At 69.6% G+C, this 18,832-nt stretch carries 16 protein-coding genes and 1 other RNA gene; 6 read left to right on the top strand and 11 right to left on the bottom strand.

What is annotated here, in order from left to right; translation table 11 throughout:
• Positions 1 to 53: 53 nt before the first annotated feature.
• Together AB0L00_RS12805 and AB0L00_RS12810 are read right to left on the bottom strand one after the other, a co-directional pair.
• Positions 54 to 1,631 (bottom strand): alkaline phosphatase D family protein, encoded by a 1,578-nt coding sequence (locus AB0L00_RS12805; protein ID WP_364432355.1) that lies wholly within the window; start codon positions 1,629 to 1,631, stop codon positions 54 to 56.
• Between the two features lie 227 nt (positions 1,632 to 1,858).
• Positions 1,859 to 2,209: a helix-turn-helix domain-containing protein gene (locus tag AB0L00_RS12810; protein WP_364432358.1), complete on the bottom strand. Its 351-nt coding sequence runs from the start codon at positions 2,207 to 2,209 to the stop codon at positions 1,859 to 1,861.
• Positions 2,210 to 2,246: 37 nt separating this feature from the next.
• Between AB0L00_RS12810 and AB0L00_RS12815 the strand changes: the two genes are divergently transcribed.
• Positions 2,247 to 3,134 carry an NAD(P)-binding domain-containing protein gene (locus AB0L00_RS12815; protein ID WP_364432361.1) on the top strand — a complete coding sequence of 296 codons (888 nt, stop codon included), beginning with the start codon at positions 2,247 to 2,249 and terminating at the stop codon, positions 3,132 to 3,134.
• Positions 3,135 to 3,215: 81 nt separating this feature from the next.
• Here AB0L00_RS12815 and AB0L00_RS12820 read toward each other — a convergent pair whose 3' ends face one another.
• Together AB0L00_RS12820 and AB0L00_RS12825 are read right to left on the bottom strand one after the other, a co-directional pair.
• Positions 3,216 to 4,910, bottom strand: a complete 1,695-nt coding sequence (locus AB0L00_RS12820; RefSeq protein WP_364432364.1) for a serine/threonine-protein kinase — start codon at positions 4,908 to 4,910, stop codon at positions 3,216 to 3,218.
• 116 nt (positions 4,911 to 5,026) lie between these two features.
• Positions 5,027 to 5,848 (bottom strand): methyltransferase domain-containing protein, encoded by an 822-nt coding sequence (locus tag AB0L00_RS12825; RefSeq protein WP_364432366.1) that lies wholly within the window; start codon positions 5,846 to 5,848, stop codon positions 5,027 to 5,029.
• A 67-nt stretch (positions 5,849 to 5,915) separates the two neighbouring features.
• On the opposite strand from AB0L00_RS12825, the gene AB0L00_RS12830 reads away from it, so the two are divergent.
• Positions 5,916 to 8,783, top strand: coding sequence for an AAA family ATPase (locus AB0L00_RS12830; RefSeq protein WP_364432369.1), 2,868 nt, complete (start codon positions 5,916 to 5,918; stop codon positions 8,781 to 8,783).
• Positions 8,784 to 8,911: 128 nt separating this feature from the next.
• Here AB0L00_RS12830 and AB0L00_RS12835 read toward each other — a convergent pair whose 3' ends face one another.
• Both AB0L00_RS12835 and AB0L00_RS12840 read right to left on the bottom strand, forming a co-directional pair.
• Complete coding sequence (locus tag AB0L00_RS12835; RefSeq protein WP_364432372.1) at positions 8,912 to 9,280, bottom strand: hypothetical protein; 369 nt, start codon at positions 9,278 to 9,280, stop codon at positions 8,912 to 8,914.
• A gap of 65 nt (positions 9,281 to 9,345) precedes the next feature.
• Positions 9,346 to 9,627 carry a DUF6191 domain-containing protein gene (locus AB0L00_RS12840; protein WP_364432374.1) on the bottom strand — a complete coding sequence of 94 codons (282 nt, stop codon included), beginning with the start codon at positions 9,625 to 9,627 and terminating at the stop codon, positions 9,346 to 9,348.
• A gap of 188 nt (positions 9,628 to 9,815) precedes the next feature.
• Between AB0L00_RS12840 and AB0L00_RS12845 the strand changes: the two genes are divergently transcribed.
• The 4 genes from AB0L00_RS12845 to rnpB all read left to right on the top strand — a co-directional run bounded on the left by AB0L00_RS12845 (position 9,816) and on the right by rnpB (position 12,898).
• Positions 9,816 to 10,631 carry a Nif3-like dinuclear metal center hexameric protein gene (locus AB0L00_RS12845; protein ID WP_364432376.1) on the top strand — a complete coding sequence of 272 codons (816 nt, stop codon included), beginning with the start codon at positions 9,816 to 9,818 and terminating at the stop codon, positions 10,629 to 10,631.
• The gene (locus AB0L00_RS12850) at positions 10,628 to 11,371 is read left to right on the top strand and encodes a C4-type zinc ribbon domain-containing protein (RefSeq protein ID WP_364432378.1); all 744 of its coding nucleotides are present in this window, start codon (positions 10,628 to 10,630) and stop codon (positions 11,369 to 11,371) included. Before AB0L00_RS12845 ends, AB0L00_RS12850 begins: the two co-directional genes overlap by 4 nt.
• Positions 11,359 to 12,498, top strand: coding sequence for a bifunctional RNase H/acid phosphatase (locus tag AB0L00_RS12855; RefSeq protein ID WP_364433231.1), 1,140 nt, complete (start codon positions 11,359 to 11,361; stop codon positions 12,496 to 12,498). Before AB0L00_RS12850 ends, AB0L00_RS12855 begins: the two co-directional genes overlap by 13 nt.
• 16 nt (positions 12,499 to 12,514) lie before the next feature.
• An RNA gene (gene rnpB / locus AB0L00_RS12860) (RNase P RNA component class A) lies at positions 12,515 to 12,898 on the top strand.
• 32 nt (positions 12,899 to 12,930) lie between these two features.
• Here the strand turns inward: rnpB and AB0L00_RS12865 are convergent.
• The 5 genes from AB0L00_RS12865 to AB0L00_RS12885 form a co-directional block, all read right to left on the bottom strand.
• Positions 12,931 to 13,674, bottom strand: coding sequence for a site-specific integrase (locus tag AB0L00_RS12865; RefSeq protein ID WP_364432380.1), 744 nt, complete (start codon positions 13,672 to 13,674; stop codon positions 12,931 to 12,933).
• Positions 13,675 to 15,030: 1,356 nt separating this feature from the next.
• A complete protein-coding gene (locus AB0L00_RS12870; protein WP_364432383.1) occupies positions 15,031 to 15,843 on the bottom strand; it encodes an aminoglycoside phosphotransferase family protein in 813 nt (270 codons plus the stop codon).
• Positions 15,844 to 15,967: 124 nt separating this feature from the next.
• Positions 15,968 to 17,128, bottom strand: coding sequence for a hydroxymethylbilane synthase (gene hemC, locus AB0L00_RS12875; protein ID WP_364432386.1), 1,161 nt, complete (start codon positions 17,126 to 17,128; stop codon positions 15,968 to 15,970).
• Positions 17,129 to 17,428: 300 nt separating this feature from the next.
• A complete protein-coding gene (locus AB0L00_RS12880) occupies positions 17,429 to 17,740 on the bottom strand; it encodes a hypothetical protein (protein WP_364432388.1) in 312 nt (103 codons plus the stop codon).
• Positions 17,741 to 17,845: 105 nt separating this feature from the next.
• The gene (locus AB0L00_RS12885; protein WP_364432391.1) at positions 17,846 to 18,505 is read right to left on the bottom strand and encodes a hypothetical protein; all 660 of its coding nucleotides are present in this window, start codon (positions 18,503 to 18,505) and stop codon (positions 17,846 to 17,848) included.
• Positions 18,506 to 18,832: the final 327 nt, after the last annotated feature.

Below are 18,832 nucleotides of genomic sequence, written 5' to 3' on the forward strand. Positions count from 1 at the left end.
GGGAACACCACGCAGGTCCGCGCCGGCTCGTCAGGCCGGCCGGTTCTGGGCGATCAGGGATGGCGGGGCGCGCCGGCGGCCGCGGCCTGGGGTGCGCGCGACGCCGGTACGGCGGAGCGGGAGAGGTGGTGCGCGCCGTCGGTGACGGTGAAGCTCGCGGTGACGGTGCTGGGCGCGTTCCGCTTCGTCACGTACGGCAGCGTGTGGAAGTCGGCCCGCAGTTCCGTGGGCGTCAGCCGGGCGGCGATGAAGCCGCGGCGCTGGTCGGCGTAGGCGATGTGCGGGTTCTCGGCCAGTTCGACCGCGCGGGCGGCCGGGGCGTCGTAGCCGTCGCCGTCGCTCGTCACGGAGGTCGTCACCAGTTCGACGCCGATCCGCCGGGAGTCGGGGTCGTCGAAGTCGGCGAGCAGGTCGCTGGCGTAGTGGCAGTGGATGTCGCCGGTCAGGACGACGGGGTTCCGGGCGCCCGAGGCGACGACGTCGCCCAGGACCCGGTCCCGTTCGGCGGTGTAGCCGTCCCAGGTGTCGAGGAGCACCTCTTTGCCCGGCCCGAGGTGGTAGTCGTGCTGGGCCATGAAGATCTGCTGGGCCAGCATGTTCCAGCGGGCACGGGACGCGCGCAGGCCGGCGGCGAGCCAGGCCCGCTGGGCGGCCCCGACCAGCACCCGGCCGGTGGCCAGGCGCGCGGCGCAGTCCGCGCGTACGCCGTCGTCACACGGCTGGTCGTCCCGGAACTGCCGGGTGTCGAGGACGTGGAACGTCGTCAGGTCGCCCCAGGCCAGCCGCCGGTAGAGCCGCATGCCGGACCCGCGCGGCAGCGCGGAGCGGCGGAGCGGCAGGTGCTCGTAGTACGCGCGGTAGCCCGCCCTCTTGCGCTGGGCGAAGTCCGGCCGGCCCGACGTGCCCGGATGGACGCCCGCCCAGTTGTTCTCGATCTCGTGGTCGTCGTTCACGGCGATCCACGGGGCCAGGGCGTGCAGCGCGCGCAGGTCCGGATCGGTCTTGTACTGCGCGTGCCGGAGCCGGAACTCGGCGAGCGTCTGGCACCGGTGCTCGGTGTGCGAGCGGACGATCGTTCCGGCCGAGTTCTTGTAGCCGCCCGGCGCGTACTCGTAGATGTAGTCCCCGAGGTGCAGGACGAGGTCGGGCTGCTGCTCGGCGAGACGCCGGTACGCCGTGAAGTAGCCCTGCTCGTAGTTGGAACACGACACCACGCCGAACGCCAGGTCCGGCGCCGTGCCCGGGGCGGGCGCGGTCCGCGTCCGGCCGGTCGGGGAGAGGTGGCCGCCGGTGCGGAACCGGTAGAAGTACTCCCGGCCCGGTCGCAGCCCGGAGGGCTCGACGTGCACGCTGTGCGCCCACGACGGCCGCGCGGTGGCGGTCCCGGAGCGTACGACGCGGGTGAACCTCTCGTCCTCGGCGAGCTGCCACTCGACGCCGACGTCCCGGTCCGGCATGCCCCCGTGCCCGCCGTCGGCGAGCGGCCGGGGCGCCAGGCGGGTCCACAGGACGATGCCGTCGGCCGTGGGGTCGCCCGAGGCCACGCCCAGCGTGAACGGGTCGCCCGTCCGCCGGGAGGCCAGCGGCAGCCCGGCCGTGCCGATCAGGAAGCTGCGGCGTGTCAGATCCACGCCCTCAGTTCAGATCCCGCCGCTGAGGGCGGCGAGACGTGCCGCTGACCGGGCGGACAACATCCGGTGGACGCCACATGACCCGGATACCCACATTTTTGTGGGTACTTGTCGGCTGGATCCGGTGGCCCGAAGCTTGGTCATGGACATTCCGCGCCGTCACGCCGGGCGGAGGTCATCTCGTCCGGCGTGACGGCCGAAAAAGAACACGGAGGGGTGGCGGTGCATCAGGAGGGCGACCGGGATTCGGCCAGCTTCTCCAGGCGCCGGTGGCCCCAGTCGGACAGCGGCGTCAACGCCTCGGACAGGTCGCGGCCGAATTCGGTCAGGGAGTACACGGTCTTCAGGGGCCGCCCGTCGTGCACCTCACGGTGGACGAGACCGTCGGCCTCCATCTCCCGGAGCGTCTGAGTCAGCACCTTCTCGGTGAGGCCGGGTAGCCGCCGGCGCAATTCACCGGGACGGTGCGGACGCGATTCCAGCAGCCACAGCAGGATCGTCTTCCATTTGCCGTCGATCACGGCGATCGCGGCGGTGACTCCGCACACATTGGTGTCCTGCGCACGGCTGCGCGTCATCGTCATTCCCTCTATCGACCCGATCAGGAGTTCAATCATGCCCTTCAACCCCGAACATTCTGCCGTCACCGTGCTCGGTCTCGGCCCGATGGGCCGGGCGCTGGCCGGCGCCTTCCTCGACGCCGGGCTGCGCACGACGGTGTGGAACCGGACGGCGGGCAGGGACCGGGAGCTGACCGGACGGGGCGCGGTCGGCGCCCCGTCACCCGAGACGGCGGTCGCCGCGAGCGGGCTGACCGTCATCTGCGTGGTCGACTACGACGCGGTGGACGCCATCCTGCGGCGCGACGCGGTCACCGACGCGCTGAAGGGGCGCACGGTCGTGAACCTCACCGCGGACACCCCCGACCGCGCGCGGAAGACCGCGGCCTGGGCGGCCGAGCACGGCATCGGCTACCTCGACGGCGCGATCATGACGCCGGCCACCACGATCGGGACGCCGGCCGCGGCGTTCATCCACAGCGGCCCGGGAGAGCTCTACCAGGAGCACCGGCCCGCGCTGGAGGCTCTGGGCGGCACGCACACCCACCTCGGCGAGGAGATCGGCCGGGCGGCCGCGTACGACGTCGCGTTGCTCGACATCTTCTGGACGACGATGGCGGGCTACGCGCACGCGCTGGCGGTGGCGCGGGCGGAGGGGGTGAGCGCGGGAGAACTGGCGCCGTTCGCGCAGGGCATCGGCGCCTTTCTCCCAGCGCTCTTCGAGAAGTTCGCGCATGATGTGGACAGCGGCGGCTTCTCCGGCGAGATCAACCCGATCACGTCGGCGGCGTCGTCCATCGCCCACATCGTGCACACGTCCGAGTCCCACGGCATCGAGGCCGGCGTGATGCGCGCGGTCCAGGACCTGGCGCGCCGCGTGATCGACCAGGGTCATGGCGCGGACGGGTTCACCAGGATCACCGAGCTGCTGAACCCGCGCTAGGGGGGTGTCCGGTGGACCTTCGTCCGGCTGCGCGTCGCTCGCTATGAACACGATCCACCGGGAAACCCCTGGGCGAGCGGGTCAGCCGGTGGCGAGCCGCTCGTGGGTCTGCCAGGACGACGTCAGGTTCTTGCCCGAGCGGCGGCAGCGGCCGGCGTTCAGCTGGACCCAGTCCTCGGTCCGTTTCGTCTTGGCCCCGAACCGGACGGTCGGCCCATTGTCGACGGGCTGCACGCCGCCGCCCTTGGACGAGATCAGCGCGGTGCTGATGAAGCCGCCCGCCGACCCCGTCAGGTGGCCGCGCAGCTGCGCGCAGACCTCCCAGCCGTCCTTCGGCGCCGTGTCGGCCAGGACGAACGTCCCGGAGTAGACCGTCCGGCAGACCTTGCCCCTGAAAATCACCGTTCCAGCGTTGGGCAGGCCGTACGTGCGGGTGTACTCGCGACAGCCCGGCGCCTTCGGGTCGTTCTTCTTCCTGCTCCTGGTGGGGGTCGGCGTCGGGGTCCGGCCCTGGTGCAGAGCGTCGTCCGGGGAGGTGCTCGCCGAGGAGGACGGCTGTGATGACGGCGTCGCGGCGACGGCCACCGTCTTCCCGGGGCTCGCGGAGCCCCCGCCGTCGGGCCACAGAAACACGGCGAGGAGGAGCGCCACCAGGGCCGTCGCGGCGCCGGCGCCGACCGCCCAGCGGGCCGCCGAGCGCCGGGACGCGGGCGGCGCGGCGGCGCGGGAGGCGGTGCCGGCCCCGCTGGTCGTGCCAGGGTCCGTCCCGCTCGGCATGGTGGGGCTCGTGCCGGGCGGCGCGGCGGCGGATGATCCCGGGTCGGTCCCGCGCGGCATGGCGGGGGTGGTGCCGGGGCGGGACACCGGGTCCGTCCCGCTCGGCATGGCCGGGGTCGTGTCGGCGCGCTCGCCGGTCGGGACCGGCACCGGGGGACCGAACGAGGACGGGACCGTCAGCGCGTCGACGGGCTCCTGTCCGAGCAGCGCGGCCTGGGCCTGCTGGGCGGTGGGCCGGCGTGCCGAGTCCTTGGCCAGACACGCGGCGACGACGGAGCGCAGCGGCTCCGGCAACGGGTCGAGGTCCGCGTCGCCGCGCACGATGCGCTCCATGACCCTGGGCACCGAGTCGTTGCCGAACGGCGGACGGCCGGTCGCGGCGAACAGGATCGTGGAGCCCCAGGCGAACATGTCGACCGGCGGGCCGATCTCGCCGCCCGCGATCTGCTCCGGTGCCATGTACGCGGGTGTGCCGAGGTTGTTGCTCTCGTTGCTGCGGGTGGTCCCGAGGGCACGGGCGATGCCGAAGTCGATCACCCGTGGCCCGTCCACGCCGAGCAGGACGTTCTGCGGGTTGAAATCGCGGTGCACGATCCCGGCCTTGTGGATCGCGGCGAGGGCGGTCAGCGTGCTGATCGCCAGCCGTTCCAGCGCGCCGCCCGACCGGGGGCCCTCGGTGAGGATCTGCGACCGCAGCGACCGGCCCTCGACGTACTCGCTGACGATGTAGGGCTGGTCCCCGGCGAGGTCCGCGTCGAGGACCTGGGCGGTGCAGAACCGCGCGACCTTCTTGGCGGCGTCCAGCTCCCGGACGAACCGGTCGCGCGCGTCCGGATGCGCCGCCGTGCGGGCGTGCAGAAGCTTGATCGCCACGTGGGTGTCGGCGTCGTCCCGGCCGAGGTAGACGACTCCCTGCGTGCCCTCGCCGAGGCGCCCCACGAGCCGGTACGCCCCGAGCCGCGTGGGATCTCCCGGCCGCAGCGGATGACCCTCGGGCATCTGGTCGTCCTCCCGGTCTTACCGTCGGTCACGCGAGAGGTAACCATAGCGCCGGTCACGCCGGCCGACACTCCGGTGGGCCGAGCCGCCGGGCCTCGGCCGCAGGCTTCGGCGGCTCAGCTCGTGGCGCGGCCGAGGGCGTACTGGTACAGATGCTCCTGCTGGATGGAGCCGTCGGCCCGCTGCATGGTCGCGAAGTTGGCGATGAAGATCTCGTGCGCCGCGTCGACGCCCATGACGTCGATCGCCCGCTCGACGTTCGGCGAGGTCGTCATGGACTCCCAGGCGCTGTCCAGGGAGGCGAAGTCGTGCCGGTGGTTGACCTCCGCGCTGGCGAAGACGTCGAGTCCCGCCTCCACCATGACCTCGCGCAGCCGGTACAGGTCGTGCACGGGCGGGCCGTCCGTGGGCGGCGTGGGCACCCGGCCCCGTACGGCGCTGAGGAAGGCGCTCGCCTCGCGGCCCGCCCAGTTGTGCCACAGGCCGATGGCGACCACGCCACCTGGCCGGGTGACCCGGGCCAGCTCCGCGATGGCCGCCGCGGGCGACCTGGCGTACTGGATGGCATCGAACGCCATCACCTGGTCGAAGCAGCCACGGTCATAGGGCAGCTCGGTGACCTCCGCGGCGCGCAGGTCCGCGTCCGGCAGCCGGTCCCGGGCGTACGACAGCAGGTCCGGCGCGGGGTCGAGTCCGGCGAGGTCCGCGCCGGTGAACGCCGCGAGGCCCAGCGCCGTGCCGGTTCCGCAGCCCACGTGCAGCAGGCGGGTGCCGGGTTGCGGTCCCAGCGCCGCGAGTGTCGCGGCGTACAGGGGGCGGACCTGCTCCTCACGCACGCGCGTGCAGGGGGTACCGCGCTGCTGACGGACCTGCACGGTCCCCATCGTCGCGTCCTCCGTGTCGACTGCCGATGACCCCATGGTCATGATCGGGTTCATCGAGTGCATCAGCATAATTGCTTACTTTTCAACTACATGTACGGCTTATCTACTACATACTCGCCATGTGACAAGGCGGGTTTCGTGTCCCACGCTCATCGGCCGTGCCGCCGAGCTCGACCGACTCGACGCCGCCCTGACCCAGGCGCAGGGCGGTTCGTCCGTCCTGCTCTTCGTCTCAGGGGACGCCGGGATCGGCAAGTCTCGGCTGGTCACGACCTTCACCGACCGCGCGCGGTGGCGTGACGCGCTGGTCTTCACGGGCGGCTGCCTCGACCTGGCCGAGGGCGCCGCGCCGTACGCGCCGTTCGTCGCCGCGCTCCGGCCGCTGGCCGAGGAGCTCACGGCCGAAGAGCTGTCGCACGTCCTCGGCGACGCGCCACGCGAACTCGGCGCCCTGCTGCCCGAGCTCTGCGGACGGCCGCCGACCCGCCGGGACGGCGCGGAGCGTGGACGGCTGTACGAACTCGCCCTGGGCCTGTTCCAGCGGATGGCCGCGTTGCGCCCGGCCGTCCTGGTCCTGGAGGACCTGCACTGGATCGACCCGGCCTCCGCCGACCTGCTGTCGCTGCTCGGCACGAACCTGCGCCGCTCCGGTCTGGTCGTCGTCGGGACGTACCGCAGCGACGAGGTGGTGCGCGGCCACCCTCTGCACGGCACCGTGCTGGAGCTGGAGCGCTCGGGAAACGCCGAGCGCATCGAGCTCAGCAACCTGTCCCGGGACGAGGTGGCCGCCCAGGTGGCCGGCATCCTCGGGACCCGTCCCGCCACCCGCCAGGTCGGCACGCTGTTCGACCGGTCGGAGGGGAACCCGTTCTTCGTCGAGGAACTGGTCGCGGCCGGTCCGACCACCAGGGAACTGCCCGCCAGCCTCCGCGAGGTGCTCCTGACCCGCGTCGAACGTCTCGCCCCGGAGACCCGGCGGGTCCTGCGCGCCGTCGCCACCATCGGCCGGGTCGGCGACGAGGAGCTGATCGCCGCGGTGACCGACCTGCCGTCCGAGGCGCTGAACGACGCGCTGCACGAGGCGGTCGCCCACCGGCTGCTCGTCGTCACGGACGATGGATACGACGTACGGCACGCGCTGCTGCGCGAGGCGCTGCACACCGAACTGCTGCCCGGCGAGCGCAGCCGGCTGCACGTCGCCGTCGCGACGGCCCTGGAGAAGCGGGGCCCGTCCGCCGAGCTCGCCCGCCACTGGCACGCCGCCGGCGACGCGGAACGGGCGCTCACCGGCTTCGTGGCGGCCGCCGCGGCCGCGGCGGCCGGGTACGCCTGGGCCATCGCCCTGGCGCACTACGAGCGCGCCATCCGCCTGTGGCCGGAGGTGCCCGACGCCGAGTCCCGCGCCGGGATGCCGCACGCCGAACTGCTGGGCCGCGCCGCCGAGGTCGCGATGGCGGCGGGGGAGGTGGACCAGGCGGCCCGCCTCGTTGAGGAGGCCATGACCGAGGTCGACCCGGCGGCCGCGCCGACACGCGCGGCGAGCCTGTGGACGCTGATGGGCCGGGTCCGCTGGATGGCCGGGGACATGGCGGCCGCCTGCGAGGCGTACGACAGGGCGATCGCGCTGCTGCCCACCGAGGCGTCGGCCCGCGAACGCGCCCGGGTCCGCGGGCTGCAGGGGCACGCGCTGATGATCCAGTGCCACTTCCGGGAGTCCGTGGCGTCCTGCCGCGAGGCGATCGAGGTCGCCGCCGCGGTCGGCGCCCGCGACATCGAAGGGCACGCCCGCAACACCATGGGCGTCAGTCTCGCGATGCTCGGCGAGATGACCGCCGGTCTCGCCGAGCTCGCCGAGGCCCTGCGCAGCGCCAAGGAGCGCGAGGACGCCTGGGAGCTCGGCCGCGCGTACGTCAACTACACCGAAGCGCTGCTGTGGGCGGGGGACTGGGCGAAGGCCGCGGAGCTCGGCATGGAGGGCGTGGGCACCTGCCGGCGCCTCGGGTACGGCCGGACGACCTGCATGTGCGCCGCCGGCAACACGCTCGCCGCGCTGATCCGGCTGGGCCGCTGGTCCGACGCGGACCGGCTCGTCGACGAGGTCATGGACATCGAGGCGCCGCCATGGCAGCGCTGGGGTGTCACGCTCGCCATGGCCGAGCTGCAGCTGCGCCGGGGCGACGCCGACGGCGCGCGGCGTCACCTCGCCACCCTCGCCGAGACCGTCGGCCGGACCGACGGCCTGGACCTGGCCAGCGCCTACCACGCCTGCCGGGCCCGCCTGGCGATCCTCGAGCACGACCCGATGGCCGCGCGGAGCCACGTACGGGCGGGGCTCGACGTGATTCGCGGCAGCGAGTTCACCCGGATCGGGCCGGAGCTGTGCGCGTCGGGAATCCGGGTGGAGGCGGGGCTGCACGGCGACCCGACGCCGCTCCTGGAGGAGTGCCGGGAGACGCTCGCGGCGATGCCCAGGATGCCCGAGTCGGAGGCGTACGCCCTGCAGGCCGAGGCGGAGGCGACTCGGCTGACGGGCCCGGATCCGGTCCTCTGGCGCTCCGTGATCGCCCTCTGGGACGGCCTCGGCGAGATCTACCGCGCGGCGTACTGCCGGATCCGCGAGGCCGAGGCGATCCTCGCCGTCCGTGGTCCGCGCGAGGCCGCGGTGAAGGCACTGCGGACGGCGTGGGCGGCCGCCGACGCCCTCGGCGCCGGCGCGCTGCGGCCGGAGATCGAGGGCCTGGCCCGGCGGGCGCGGCTCGACCTCGTCCCGGCGGAGGAGCCCGACCCCGCGGAGGAGACGGTGCCGGGGCTCACCGCGCGGGAGGTCGAGGTGCTCGCGCTGCTGAGCAGCGGGCGGACCAATCGGCAGATCGCCGAGACGCTGTTCATCAGTGAACGGACGGTCGGCGTCCACGTCTCCCGGATCCTGCACAAGCTCGGCGTGCCCAACCGCGGCGCCGCCGCCCATCTCTTCCGCGCGTCGAACTGACGGCGGCCGGCGCGACCGACGATCAGTGTTCGGGAGCGACCGATCGGAACCCGGAAGCGAAGGATCAGAGCTTCAGAGCGAACGATGGGAGCTTAAGGAGCGAACGATCGAAGCTCGGGAGTGAATGATCAGAGCTTGGGAGTGAACGAGCCGCCGCGCAGGCCGGCGTCGACCAGCTCGACGGCCCGGGCCATGGCCGCCAGCCGGGTGCCCTCCCGGCGGTAGATCTCCAGCACCGCCTCGAGACCGTGTGCGGGGACCGTGTCCGCCAGCTCGGCGCGGGCGGTGCGGAAGCCCTCCCTCGCCGCCTCCAGGTCCGCGGCGACGTGATGACGGGCCATGCGCGACAGCACGGTCGGATAACGCCGGAGTACGCCGTACCGGCGGTATTCGGCCGGCACCAGGTCGAAGAGCCAGGCCACCGCCGTGCCCTCGAATCTCTCGGTGCCCGGCGGATGCACTCCCGAAGGCCAGCCGGGCGGTACGTACGCGGTCACGTCGTCAGGATATCTTCAACTCGAATATATGTTCGAGAAAAGGTAGGGGAAACTACCGATCCGGCCTACTTATCCGAGTCATCGTCTGGATCGCGGCGCTTCGTGATTCTGATCATGCCGGAGTCGAGATCATCGCGGCCGCCGGCGCTGTTCGTGTGCAGCTCATGGCGGCGGGTCTTCTCCTTCTCCTGCTCCTCGAGCTGGATCTGCTTCCCCGCACCACCGAACGCGGCCTGCAGGTCCGCGAACATCCCAGGCCCGAACCCGGCACCGGACGACGAATCACCCCGGATGGCCGACATCAGGCCGCCGCCTCCGCCGTTGCCCTCCTTCGGCCAGTCGATCACTTCCGGCTCAGGAGCAGCGACGGGGCGCTTACGCGGACGCCTGCGGCGCCGTCGAAACGGTGACTTCACGCAACCTCCAACGATCGGCCGAGTGCCATGATTCCGCCCGGCGCCCCGCCGATGGTATGCGCGATTCCAGTGATCTTGAATGCGCGGTCACCGCGATCTCGGACGGTACCCTGCGGAGGGTGCCCACCACACTGGCCGACATCATCACGATCCTGGAAGATCGCTACGATCCCGCCTGGGCGGAGTCCTGGGATGCCGTCGGCCTGGTCTGCGGTGATCCGGAGGCCGTCGTCCGCCGTGTCCTGTTCGCCGTGGACCCGGTGAGCGACGTGGTCGACGAGGCCCTGGACTGGCACGCCGACCTGATCGTCACCCATCACCCGCTCCTGTTGCGGCCCGTGCACGGCGTGCCGGCCACCACCCCGAAGGGCCGCGCCGTGCACCGGTTGATCACCGCCGGCGCCGCCCTGTACACCGCGCACACCAACGCCGACGTCGCCGACCCCGGCGTGTCCGACGCGCTCGCCCGGGCCGTCGGTGTCACCGGGAGCCTGCGACCGCTCAGCCCGTCCGCCGAAGATCCGCGCCGGGGGCTCGGCCGCGTCGGTGAGCTTCCCGCACCCCTCACGCTGCGGGAGTTCGCGGACGCCGCGGCCAAGGGCCTGCCCGCCACCGCCGCCGGACTGCGCGTCGCGGGCGACCCGGAGGCGCCGGTCCGTACGGTGGCGGTCTGCGGAGGCGCCGGCGACTCGCTGCTGGGCGCCGCCCGCGCCGCGGGAGCCGACGTCTACCTCACCGCCGACCTCCGCCACCATCCGGCGTCGGAGTTCCGCGAAGATGGAAGTACGGCACTCATCGACGCCGCGCATTGGGCGACGGAATGGCCGTGGCTCGGCGACGCGGCGGCCGTGGTGCGACAGACTGGCGTGGAGACCCGGATCTCCACCGTTGTAACCGACGCGTGGACCTTTCGATCCCTTGAAGGAAGTACGTGAAAGCAGCACCTGAAGCCCAGATGCGGCTCCTCGACCTGCAGGAGCTGGACAGTCGGCTCGACCGGCTGGCCCACCGCAGGCGCACCCTCCCGGAGCTCGCCGAGATCACGAAGGTCGAGGAGCGCATCGGCGGGGTCGCCGACGCGCTCGTCGCGGCGCAGACCGAGATCAGCGACATCGACCGGGAGCAGAAGAAGGCCGAGCAGGACGTCGACCAGGTACGCGCCCGCGCCGACCGGGACCAGAAGCGGCTCGACTCCGGGCAGGTGTCCTCGGCCCGCGACCTGGAGAACCTCCAGTCCGAGATCGTGTCCCTGCAGAAGCGGCAGGCCGACCTCGAGGACATCGTGCTCGAGGTGATGGAGCGCCGCGAGGAGGCCGAGAACCGCCTGCGCACTGTCGAGGCGGACAAGGAGGCGGCCGACAAGGAGCTGACCGAGCTGGCCGAGCGCCGCGACGCCGCCTACCGGGAGATCGACGGCGAGGCCGAGCTGGTCCGTACGGCGCGGGCCGGTGTCGCCGACGACATCCCCGGCGACCTGCTCAAGCTCTACGAGAAGCTGCGCGAGCAGCACCGGGGCGTCGCCGCCGCGGCCCTGCTGCGCGGCCAGTGCCAGGGCTGCCACCTGCAGCTCAACACCGTCGAGCTGAACGCCATCCGCGCGGCCGCCAAGGACGACGTCATCCGCTGCGAGGAGTGCCGCCGAATCCTCGTCCGCACCCCGGAATCCGGCCTGTGAAGCTGATCGTCGAGGCCGACGGCGGGTCGCGCGGCAACCCCGGACCGGCCGGGTACGGCTCGGTGGTCCGGGACGCCCTCACGGGCCAGGTCCTCGCCGAGCGGGCCGAGTCTCTCGGCGTGGCCACCAACAACGTCGCCGAGTACCGCGGGCTCATCGCGGGCCTGGAGGCCGCGGCGGAGCTCTCCTCGGACGCCGACGTCGAGGTCCGGATGGACTCCAAGCTCGTCGTCGAGCAGATGTCCGGCCGCTGGAAGATCAAGCATCCGGACATGAAGCCGCTGGCGCTCCAGGCGCAGCGGCTTGCCTCGCGGCTGCGTTCGGTCCGCTACACGTGGATCCCCCGGGAACGCAACAAGCACGCCGACCGGCTCGCCAACGAGGCCATGGACGCCGCCGCCGAGGGCCGTACGTGGGCGCCGTCGGCGGTCGAGGAGGACGAGCCGGAGCCGCAGCCGCCCACCGCCACGACGGGCTGGGCGCCGCCGACCACGGAGCCGACGACGACGCTGCTGCTCCGGCACGGCGAGACTCCGTACTCCGGGGAGCGGCGGTTCGCGGGCACCGGCGACATCCCGCTCACCGACACCGGCCTGGTCCAGGCCCGCGCGGCGGGGAAGGCCCTCGCCGGTCGCGGCATCGAAGCGATCGTCACGTCGCCGCTCAAGCGCACGCGGCAGACCGCCCAGGAGGTCGCCCAGGCCCTCGACGTTCCGGTCCGCGTCGAGGACGATCTGCGCGAGACCGACTTCGGCGACTGGGAGGGCTACACCTTCGCCGAGGTCCGCGAGCGCTGGCCCGCGGAGATGGACGCCTGGCTCGCCGACCCGTCCGTCGCGCCGCCCTACGGCGAGAGCTTCGCGGCCACCCAGAAACGCGTGCAGACCGCCCGCGACAAACTGCTCGTCCGCTTCCGGAAGCAGAAGATCCTCGTCGTGTCGCACGTCACGCCGATCAAGACGCTCGTACGCCTGGCGCTGGACGCCCCGCCCTCCGCGCTCTACCGGATGCACCTAGACGTCGGATCACTGTCGGTCGTCGACTGGTACGCCGACGGCCCCGCCGTCGTACGGTCCCTCAACGACACCCACCACTTGCGTCAGGGTGCCGAACCGGGACTTTGGTAAAATCTTGAACGACGGACGAGTCGGCCGGACGGTCGCGTCGGAGTTCCGCTCCGACGAGGAAGGTCCGGGCTCCACCGGGCAGGGTGGTCGGTAACGCCGACCCGGGGTGACCCGCGGGAAAGTGCCACAGAGAACAGACCGCCTCCGCGTGCGGAGGTAAGGGTGAAACGGTGGTGTAAGAGACCACCAGCGCCCCAGGTGACTGGGGCGGCTCGGCAAACCCCACCCGGAGCAAGGTCAAGAAGGACCCGCAACGCGGGTCCGCGCAGGCGTTCGAGGGCGGCCCGCCCGAGCCTGCGGGTAGACCGCTCGAGGCCGCCGGCAACGGCGGCCCTAGATGGATGACCGTCGCTCCGCGCGAGCGGAGGCACAGAACCCGGCCTACAGGCCGACTCGTCCGTCATCCACGCTGCTGACCTGGAGCGCAGCACGTCAGCCCTCCTCGTCAGGGCACTTTGAGGGCACACCGAGCGCGAGCCCGAACGCCTTGTCCAGCGCGTCACGAGCCCGGCCGCCGGCCTCCGGCACCAGGTGCCCGTACAGGTCGACCGTCGTCGTGATCGACTTGTGCCCGAGCCACCGCGACACCTCGGAGATCGGTACGCCCCCGGCGAGCGCCGTGCTGGCGAAGGTGTGCCGCAGATCGTGGAACGTGGTGTCCTCAGGCAGGCCGACCGCCTTGATCGCTGGCTTCCATATCCGCTTGTTGTAGTAGTCCCGCCGCAGCAGACCACCGCGCGGAGTACGGCACAGCACCGCGTCGGCGTCGAGCTGGAGCGCCTGGGCGTGCTCGTCGATCGCATCACTCAGGAAGACCGGCATCGGTACGTCCCGGACCGACGCCGAGGTTTTCGGCGATGCCAGCACCGGCCGCCTGTCGATCACGACGACCTGTTGATTAACGGTGATCATCCCTAGCTCGGAGTCGATGCGGTCGAGCGCCAGCCCAAACGCCTCGCCCTGGCGGAGGCCGGCCGCAGCACCGAGCAGGACCAGGACCCGGTACCGCTTGGGCATAGCGTCGGCGAGGGCCAGGACCTGTTCCGGTGGGGTGGGGCCTGGCCATCCCGCCCGCCGACGTCCCAGGACAAGCCGAGCAGAGCCGCCGGCGGTGGCGAAGGTCGTTCTTCCGCGGGGAGCTCCACCATCACCACCGCCGGCGGCCCCGCTCCCCACGGGGTGGGACGACGGCGAACGGGATGGCCAGGCAAGAAGATAGCCGCTTGTGGGACAAAGTTCCGCCCGGCGCTGGCATGGCGCCCTATTTGCTACAGCGCCATGAGCTCATTTATCAAACGCTCACTAAGTAGTGACAGATTCATTTAGTGAAGATCGGGAACCCTTTAGCCAAGGTAACGCCGACTGGATGAACGATAGGGTTGTCCGACTTCTCGGCGAACGATCAAGAGTGTAAGCCCCTGGCGGCTGGCTAGAATAGGAGAACTCGAATGCCTCTACCGGAGTCGCATCGACAGCAAATGTGTGAAATGGAGTCGGGTTTTGATGCAATTCATCAACTTGTGAACTCGATGCAAACTCTACTCAGCGACGCTAATTTTCTGAATGTATTGAATCACATTTATGACGATCCCAGGGCCCAAGTGGCCGCAGAAAGGGACGGTGCGGCATATTTCAGGGACCGAGATGTCGACATTCCTGAGTATGTGGAACTAAAGGTAATAGCGGGCAACTGGCGTGCTAGCGGGTGCGCGTACATAAATGGATGGGGTGGTTGCATTCACTACGACAGCAACTCTGGATGGGGCTGGGGCCCTTAGTGGTCTTTTCCGCAAGTCATTCGGGGGTTAGGCCACGGCTTCCCGGCGTTGACAGGGGCACATCGACGGAACATGACTGCGAGAACAGTCGACAAGCGATGACAGATATCGGTAACCGTCGGCGCAGCTTAAAGGCTTGCCAACGGTATCGCCGCAGGTAGTTGTCACGCAGTCCAGAGTTCACGAACATCTACAGAGTCATAGCCGCCAACAGGCTGCGTGACCAACTGAGTGACAATCGCGACGTACAGCCAAGGACTCTGGCGGACGACCAGAGACCATCTGTCCAGGTAGAGCCGAGGATTGGCCGTAGTCGACGCTTACTCGATCTTCCCTCGTAACGAATCGGTCTCCCTCCGCCGTAACGATCACACCTCTTTGCGCAACGGGTATCACTCAGGTATGAGCAAGCTGGATGAGAACGCGAAGCGCCGAATCCAATCTAGCGAGGACAGGAAACCAGAGCACCTCAGAAGCCGGGGGTTCAAGCAGCGCGTACAACGCACCGTAGATCGCCGCGACAGTGAGAAGGGCAACGGGAAGAAGGGGCGCTCAAGCTGAAGGCACATCGAGGGCACATCGCAGCGCGATCGTGCGCGAAACGTTGAGAACAGTCGAGACGGTCCAGCCCAGGTCAGCAGCGAGAGCACAGCGCTGACGCAGCTCAGGGATACGCCGGTTAAGAACCCGGCCTACAGGCCGGCTCGTCCGTCATCCACGCGCTCGGCACACCCTCGGCGAGTGCCGTACGCGATCAGCCATGGGTATCCAGCCCTCTGTGATCGAGCGCTGTTCGGATCCGGCTGAGCCACTCTGTGCCCAGCCGGCGCCCGTTCGGGAGTTGGTCACCTCGATCCCAGCGCCACGTTGTGATCATCGCCAGCACGAGGATCCGGCACTCGCGCAGCAAGTCTTGGTCGACACCCGGATAGTGCTCGCCGACTTCTTCGGGCGCATGGGCGAGGTCGAATTCGACAGGCCCACGGCAACACGTCTCAAGGTCTATGAACAGCAGACCGTTCTTCGTGGTGAGCACGTTGCCCGGGTGCGGCTCGCCGTGCAGCAGCTGCTCAGTGCCGCCGCGCTCGCCGATCACCCGCCTCAGGCTTCGCAACGTGTCGCCGAGCAGCTCCCGGTCCGCTCCGGCGAGCGCCGGAGTGCGGTCGCGGTCCGCCACGAGTCGCTGAGCCTGCTCGACTCGATTCGTGAAGTGCGGCGTCGGGACGTCGACCTCGCGCATGCCGGCGTGCAGTCGCTGGAGCGCATCGGCGTAGTCGGTCGGTGAGATCTCTCGAGGTGCCACGGGTTCGTAGTAGGTCCATAGCGTGACCACGAAGCCATCACGCTCATAGGCGCGTGGCTCCGCTCGAGGCTCGAGGGCAGCCACCGGGCAGCCGGATTCGGCGAGCCGCTGAGCAAGCTCGAGTTCGAACCGTGCGACCTGATGCGCTACTGGTGCCACCCGGGCCAGGACGTCACACGGCAGCAGACGCAGAGTCAGCTTGTTCGAGTCATGAAGAACGATCGCGTCGTCGGCTGTCAGGCCAAGTGATGAGGCGGTGGACATGGCCGCGGCTACCGCACGCGAAACCTCTGAGGCCCGCACCGTCGCCTGGCCCCTCTCCCGTGAGCGCTGCCGTGACTCTCCAAGCGGTGCGACGCGCGCACCTTACCAAGTCATCGGTATCGGATCAGTGGGGAATGCCGGCGATGATGTCGCGGGCGCCCTTGCGCGCCAGAGTCGCGGCGACGAGGGCGCCGAGTTCGGGCGCGCGGTCGAGGGTGTCCGATTCGTGGGCGTAGGCGAACTCGCCGCCGTCGCGGGAGAAGACCATGCCGGTCAGCGAAAGCCGTCCATCCGGCGTGGTGGTGCAGTGCCCGGCGATCGGGGAGTTGCAGTGTCCTTGCAGGCCCTGCAGCATCGTCCGCTCGGCGGTGATGTGCGTACGGGTCTCGGGATGGTCGACCAGGCGCAGCAGCTCGCGGATTCCCTCATCCGCCTCGCGACACTGGACGCCGATGACGCCGGCGCCGATCGCGGGGCACATCCGGTCCATCTCCAGGATCTGGCCGACACGGTCCGACACTCCGGCGCGTACGAGGCCGATGCGGGCCAGAACTAGCGCCTCGATGCGGTCGTCGTTCTCGTCGAGCTTGGTAAGGCGGGGGATGACGTTGCCGCGGAAGGGGACCACTTGCAGATCGGGGCGGGCTTGCAGGATCTGGGCTTTGCGTCTCACCGCGGAGGTGCCGATCACCGAACCGGGCGGGAGTTCGTCGAGGGAGGCATGGCGGGAACCGGAGCGCCACACGACGCAGTCGCGGACGTCTTCGCGGGGAAGGTAGGCCGCGAACATCAGCCCCTCGGGGAGCGGGACGTCACCGGGCACGTCTTTCATGGCGTGGACGGCCATGTCGATCTGGCCGGCGACCATCGCCGCGTCGATCTCCTTCATGAAGGCGCCCTTGCCGCCGAGTTGGGCCAGGTCGCCTTTCCACGCGTCGCCGGAGGTCTTGATGGCGACGATCTCAATGTCGATGTGAGGGAGTGCGCTGCGGATCGCCTCGACGACGCGGTTCGCATAAGCCATGGCCAGGTGGGAGGTGCGGCTGCCGAGCCGGAGCCTCCTGCGTGGTAGGAGTTGGTCGAAGTCCGTGATGACGGTCGTGTCGGTGGAGTCGGCAGGGACGATGGTCATAGCGGCAACGCGTTCCTTGTCGTGATCGGCCGGCCGGAGTCGCGCGGTGTCCGCGGCGGCGTAGGTGATGATCCTGGCAGCGCCCGCCCGCTTCAGCGCGGTGAACAGCTCGATCCGCAGTGTGAGATCCAACGCGTTGTGTTCGCCTGACACGCTGAAGGGCCCCTCGTGCTCGCGAAGTGGAAGGGGCGCCTGATGGCCTTGTCCAGCGCGTCCCGTGCCCGGCTGCTCCGCTGCGTCTGGCCATGAAGCCTCTCGCCGCCGGGCAGGGCGGCCGACAGGGCATGCACGCTGCCGGGCACCGCCCCGGACACCCAGATGGTCGATCCGTCGGAACCTGCGATGACCCAAGAACCCCACCGGCCCGGGTCGTGATCATTGGCGCGGACGCCTGAACAGCCTTTGTGAACAGTCTTCGCCGGCCCCCCAGTGGTAGAGGTGCGTCGACCCTGGTCACGGGGCCGCGAAATTGGTCACGGTCAGCGCCTTGTCCCACCGAGCGGCGGCCAGGTCGTCGTGGCGGATCATGAATTTCGTGTAGTACTCCGCGTAGACCCGGGATTCATTGGCGAGCGGTATCCATTCGCTCGCCAGCTGGAGCGCTTCTTCGTCCAGATAGGAAAACCTTTCTCCCTTCGGGAGGGTCTTCGCCGTGATGCTGCCGACCGTCGCCTCGTCATCGGCATACCCGCCGATGACGAGGTAGGCGCCAGACGACCAGAGGCCGTAGGCCAGATCTCTCGTCGTCCGGGATGCCCAACTCAAGCGCTGCCCGACGAAACTCTCCCTGATGATCCATGCCCGAGAAGATAAACCCTTTTCAACCCGGCTGTGCCATCGGGGTGTTGGTGGGCCTGGGTTGTACGTGGCTCAGTGTTTCGCCACAGCCTGGCCCAGGTTGAATGCGACCGTGGCCACAATGCCGGCGATGACGAGCAGGGCGGCGATGGTCGCCCAGAGCTGAGGCAGCCGAATAGTGCGAACAAGTTGCCCCAACGTCAACTGCTCTGGCGCGATCCGCTGCTTTTCACTGCCGCGCGCTTCGAACTCCGACACGCGTCGCTTCCAGTCGCTGAAGATTCCTTTGAATTCTGCCCCGTTCAGCACATCGACGTCCAGGTCCACCCGTTGCACATACCAATCGTATCTGCCTTCGAGTAGTCCTTCGGTTTTTAGGCCGTCTTCCACGATGACCAGTAGTGGATGCCCCTTGATGTAGGCCATCGAGGCTTCTATCTGATTCCAAATCGTCGGAAGTGCCAGATCGGAGATGCTCTGCTCTTTGGTGGTGCCGCGAAATTCTATAGCATGGTCGGCGCGGATGCGTTCGAAGGCTATCACCACCGTCCCCTTGCATCTGTCCATCATCTCGGCGATCAGTTCTAGGGGCTGGCGGGAGGTGAAGTCGTTCCTCCCTACCGTTCGAGGTGTCATTCCGTTTGCGCGCAGCAGATCTTCGATGGCGCATACGAAGTCTTCTTGATTTGAATTGTATGTGCGGCCTACGCTCAGAAAAATGTCTGTCTGCAACGTCTGTGTCCAATGAAGGCGTGAGTGGTCTTTGCTCTGACTATCGCATGCGAGTAAGTGATCGTTTCGCCGAGTCATCGATTCCATCCACTGAAGCAGTGGACTCTGCGCATCGGGGCGCACGAGCACTACGGCCGGCCTTCGGCAGCAGTAAGTGCGGAGAAGTAACGCCCCAGGTGGGCAATGTGGCCAGGATGCCGAAGTGGTAGGCGACGTCGCCGGTACGGGTGCTGTTCAGCGTGATGTTCAGGCAGTAGACAGTCCCCAGGAGCGCGAACGATGTCGTCCCCAGCGCGATAACCGCCCTGCGGCACCAATCAGCCGTCG

Source organism: Actinoallomurus sp. NPDC052308 (assembly GCF_040679195.1).
Classification (GTDB): Bacteria; Actinomycetota; Actinomycetes; order Streptosporangiales; family Streptosporangiaceae; genus Actinoallomurus; species Actinoallomurus liliacearum.

Bases quoted from the DNA above. Each gene is read 5' to 3' on its own strand.
- AB0L00_RS12810 (WP_364432358.1), bottom strand. From the start codon at position 2,209: ATGACGCGCAGCCGTGCGCAGGACACCAATGTGTGCGGAGTCACCGCC.
- AB0L00_RS12815 (WP_364432361.1), top strand. From the start codon at position 2,247: ATGCCCTTCAACCCCGAACATTCTGCCGTCACCGTGCTCGGTCTCGGC.
- AB0L00_RS12820 (WP_364432364.1), bottom strand. From the start codon at position 4,910: ATGCCCGAGGGTCATCCGCTGCGGCCGGGAGATCCCACGCGGCTCGGG.
- AB0L00_RS12825 (WP_364432366.1), bottom strand. From the start codon at position 5,848: ATGAACCCGATCATGACCATGGGGTCATCGGCAGTCGACACGGAGGAC.
- AB0L00_RS12870 (WP_364432383.1), bottom strand. From the start codon at position 15,843: ATGTCCACCGCCTCATCACTTGGCCTGACAGCCGACGACGCGATCGTT.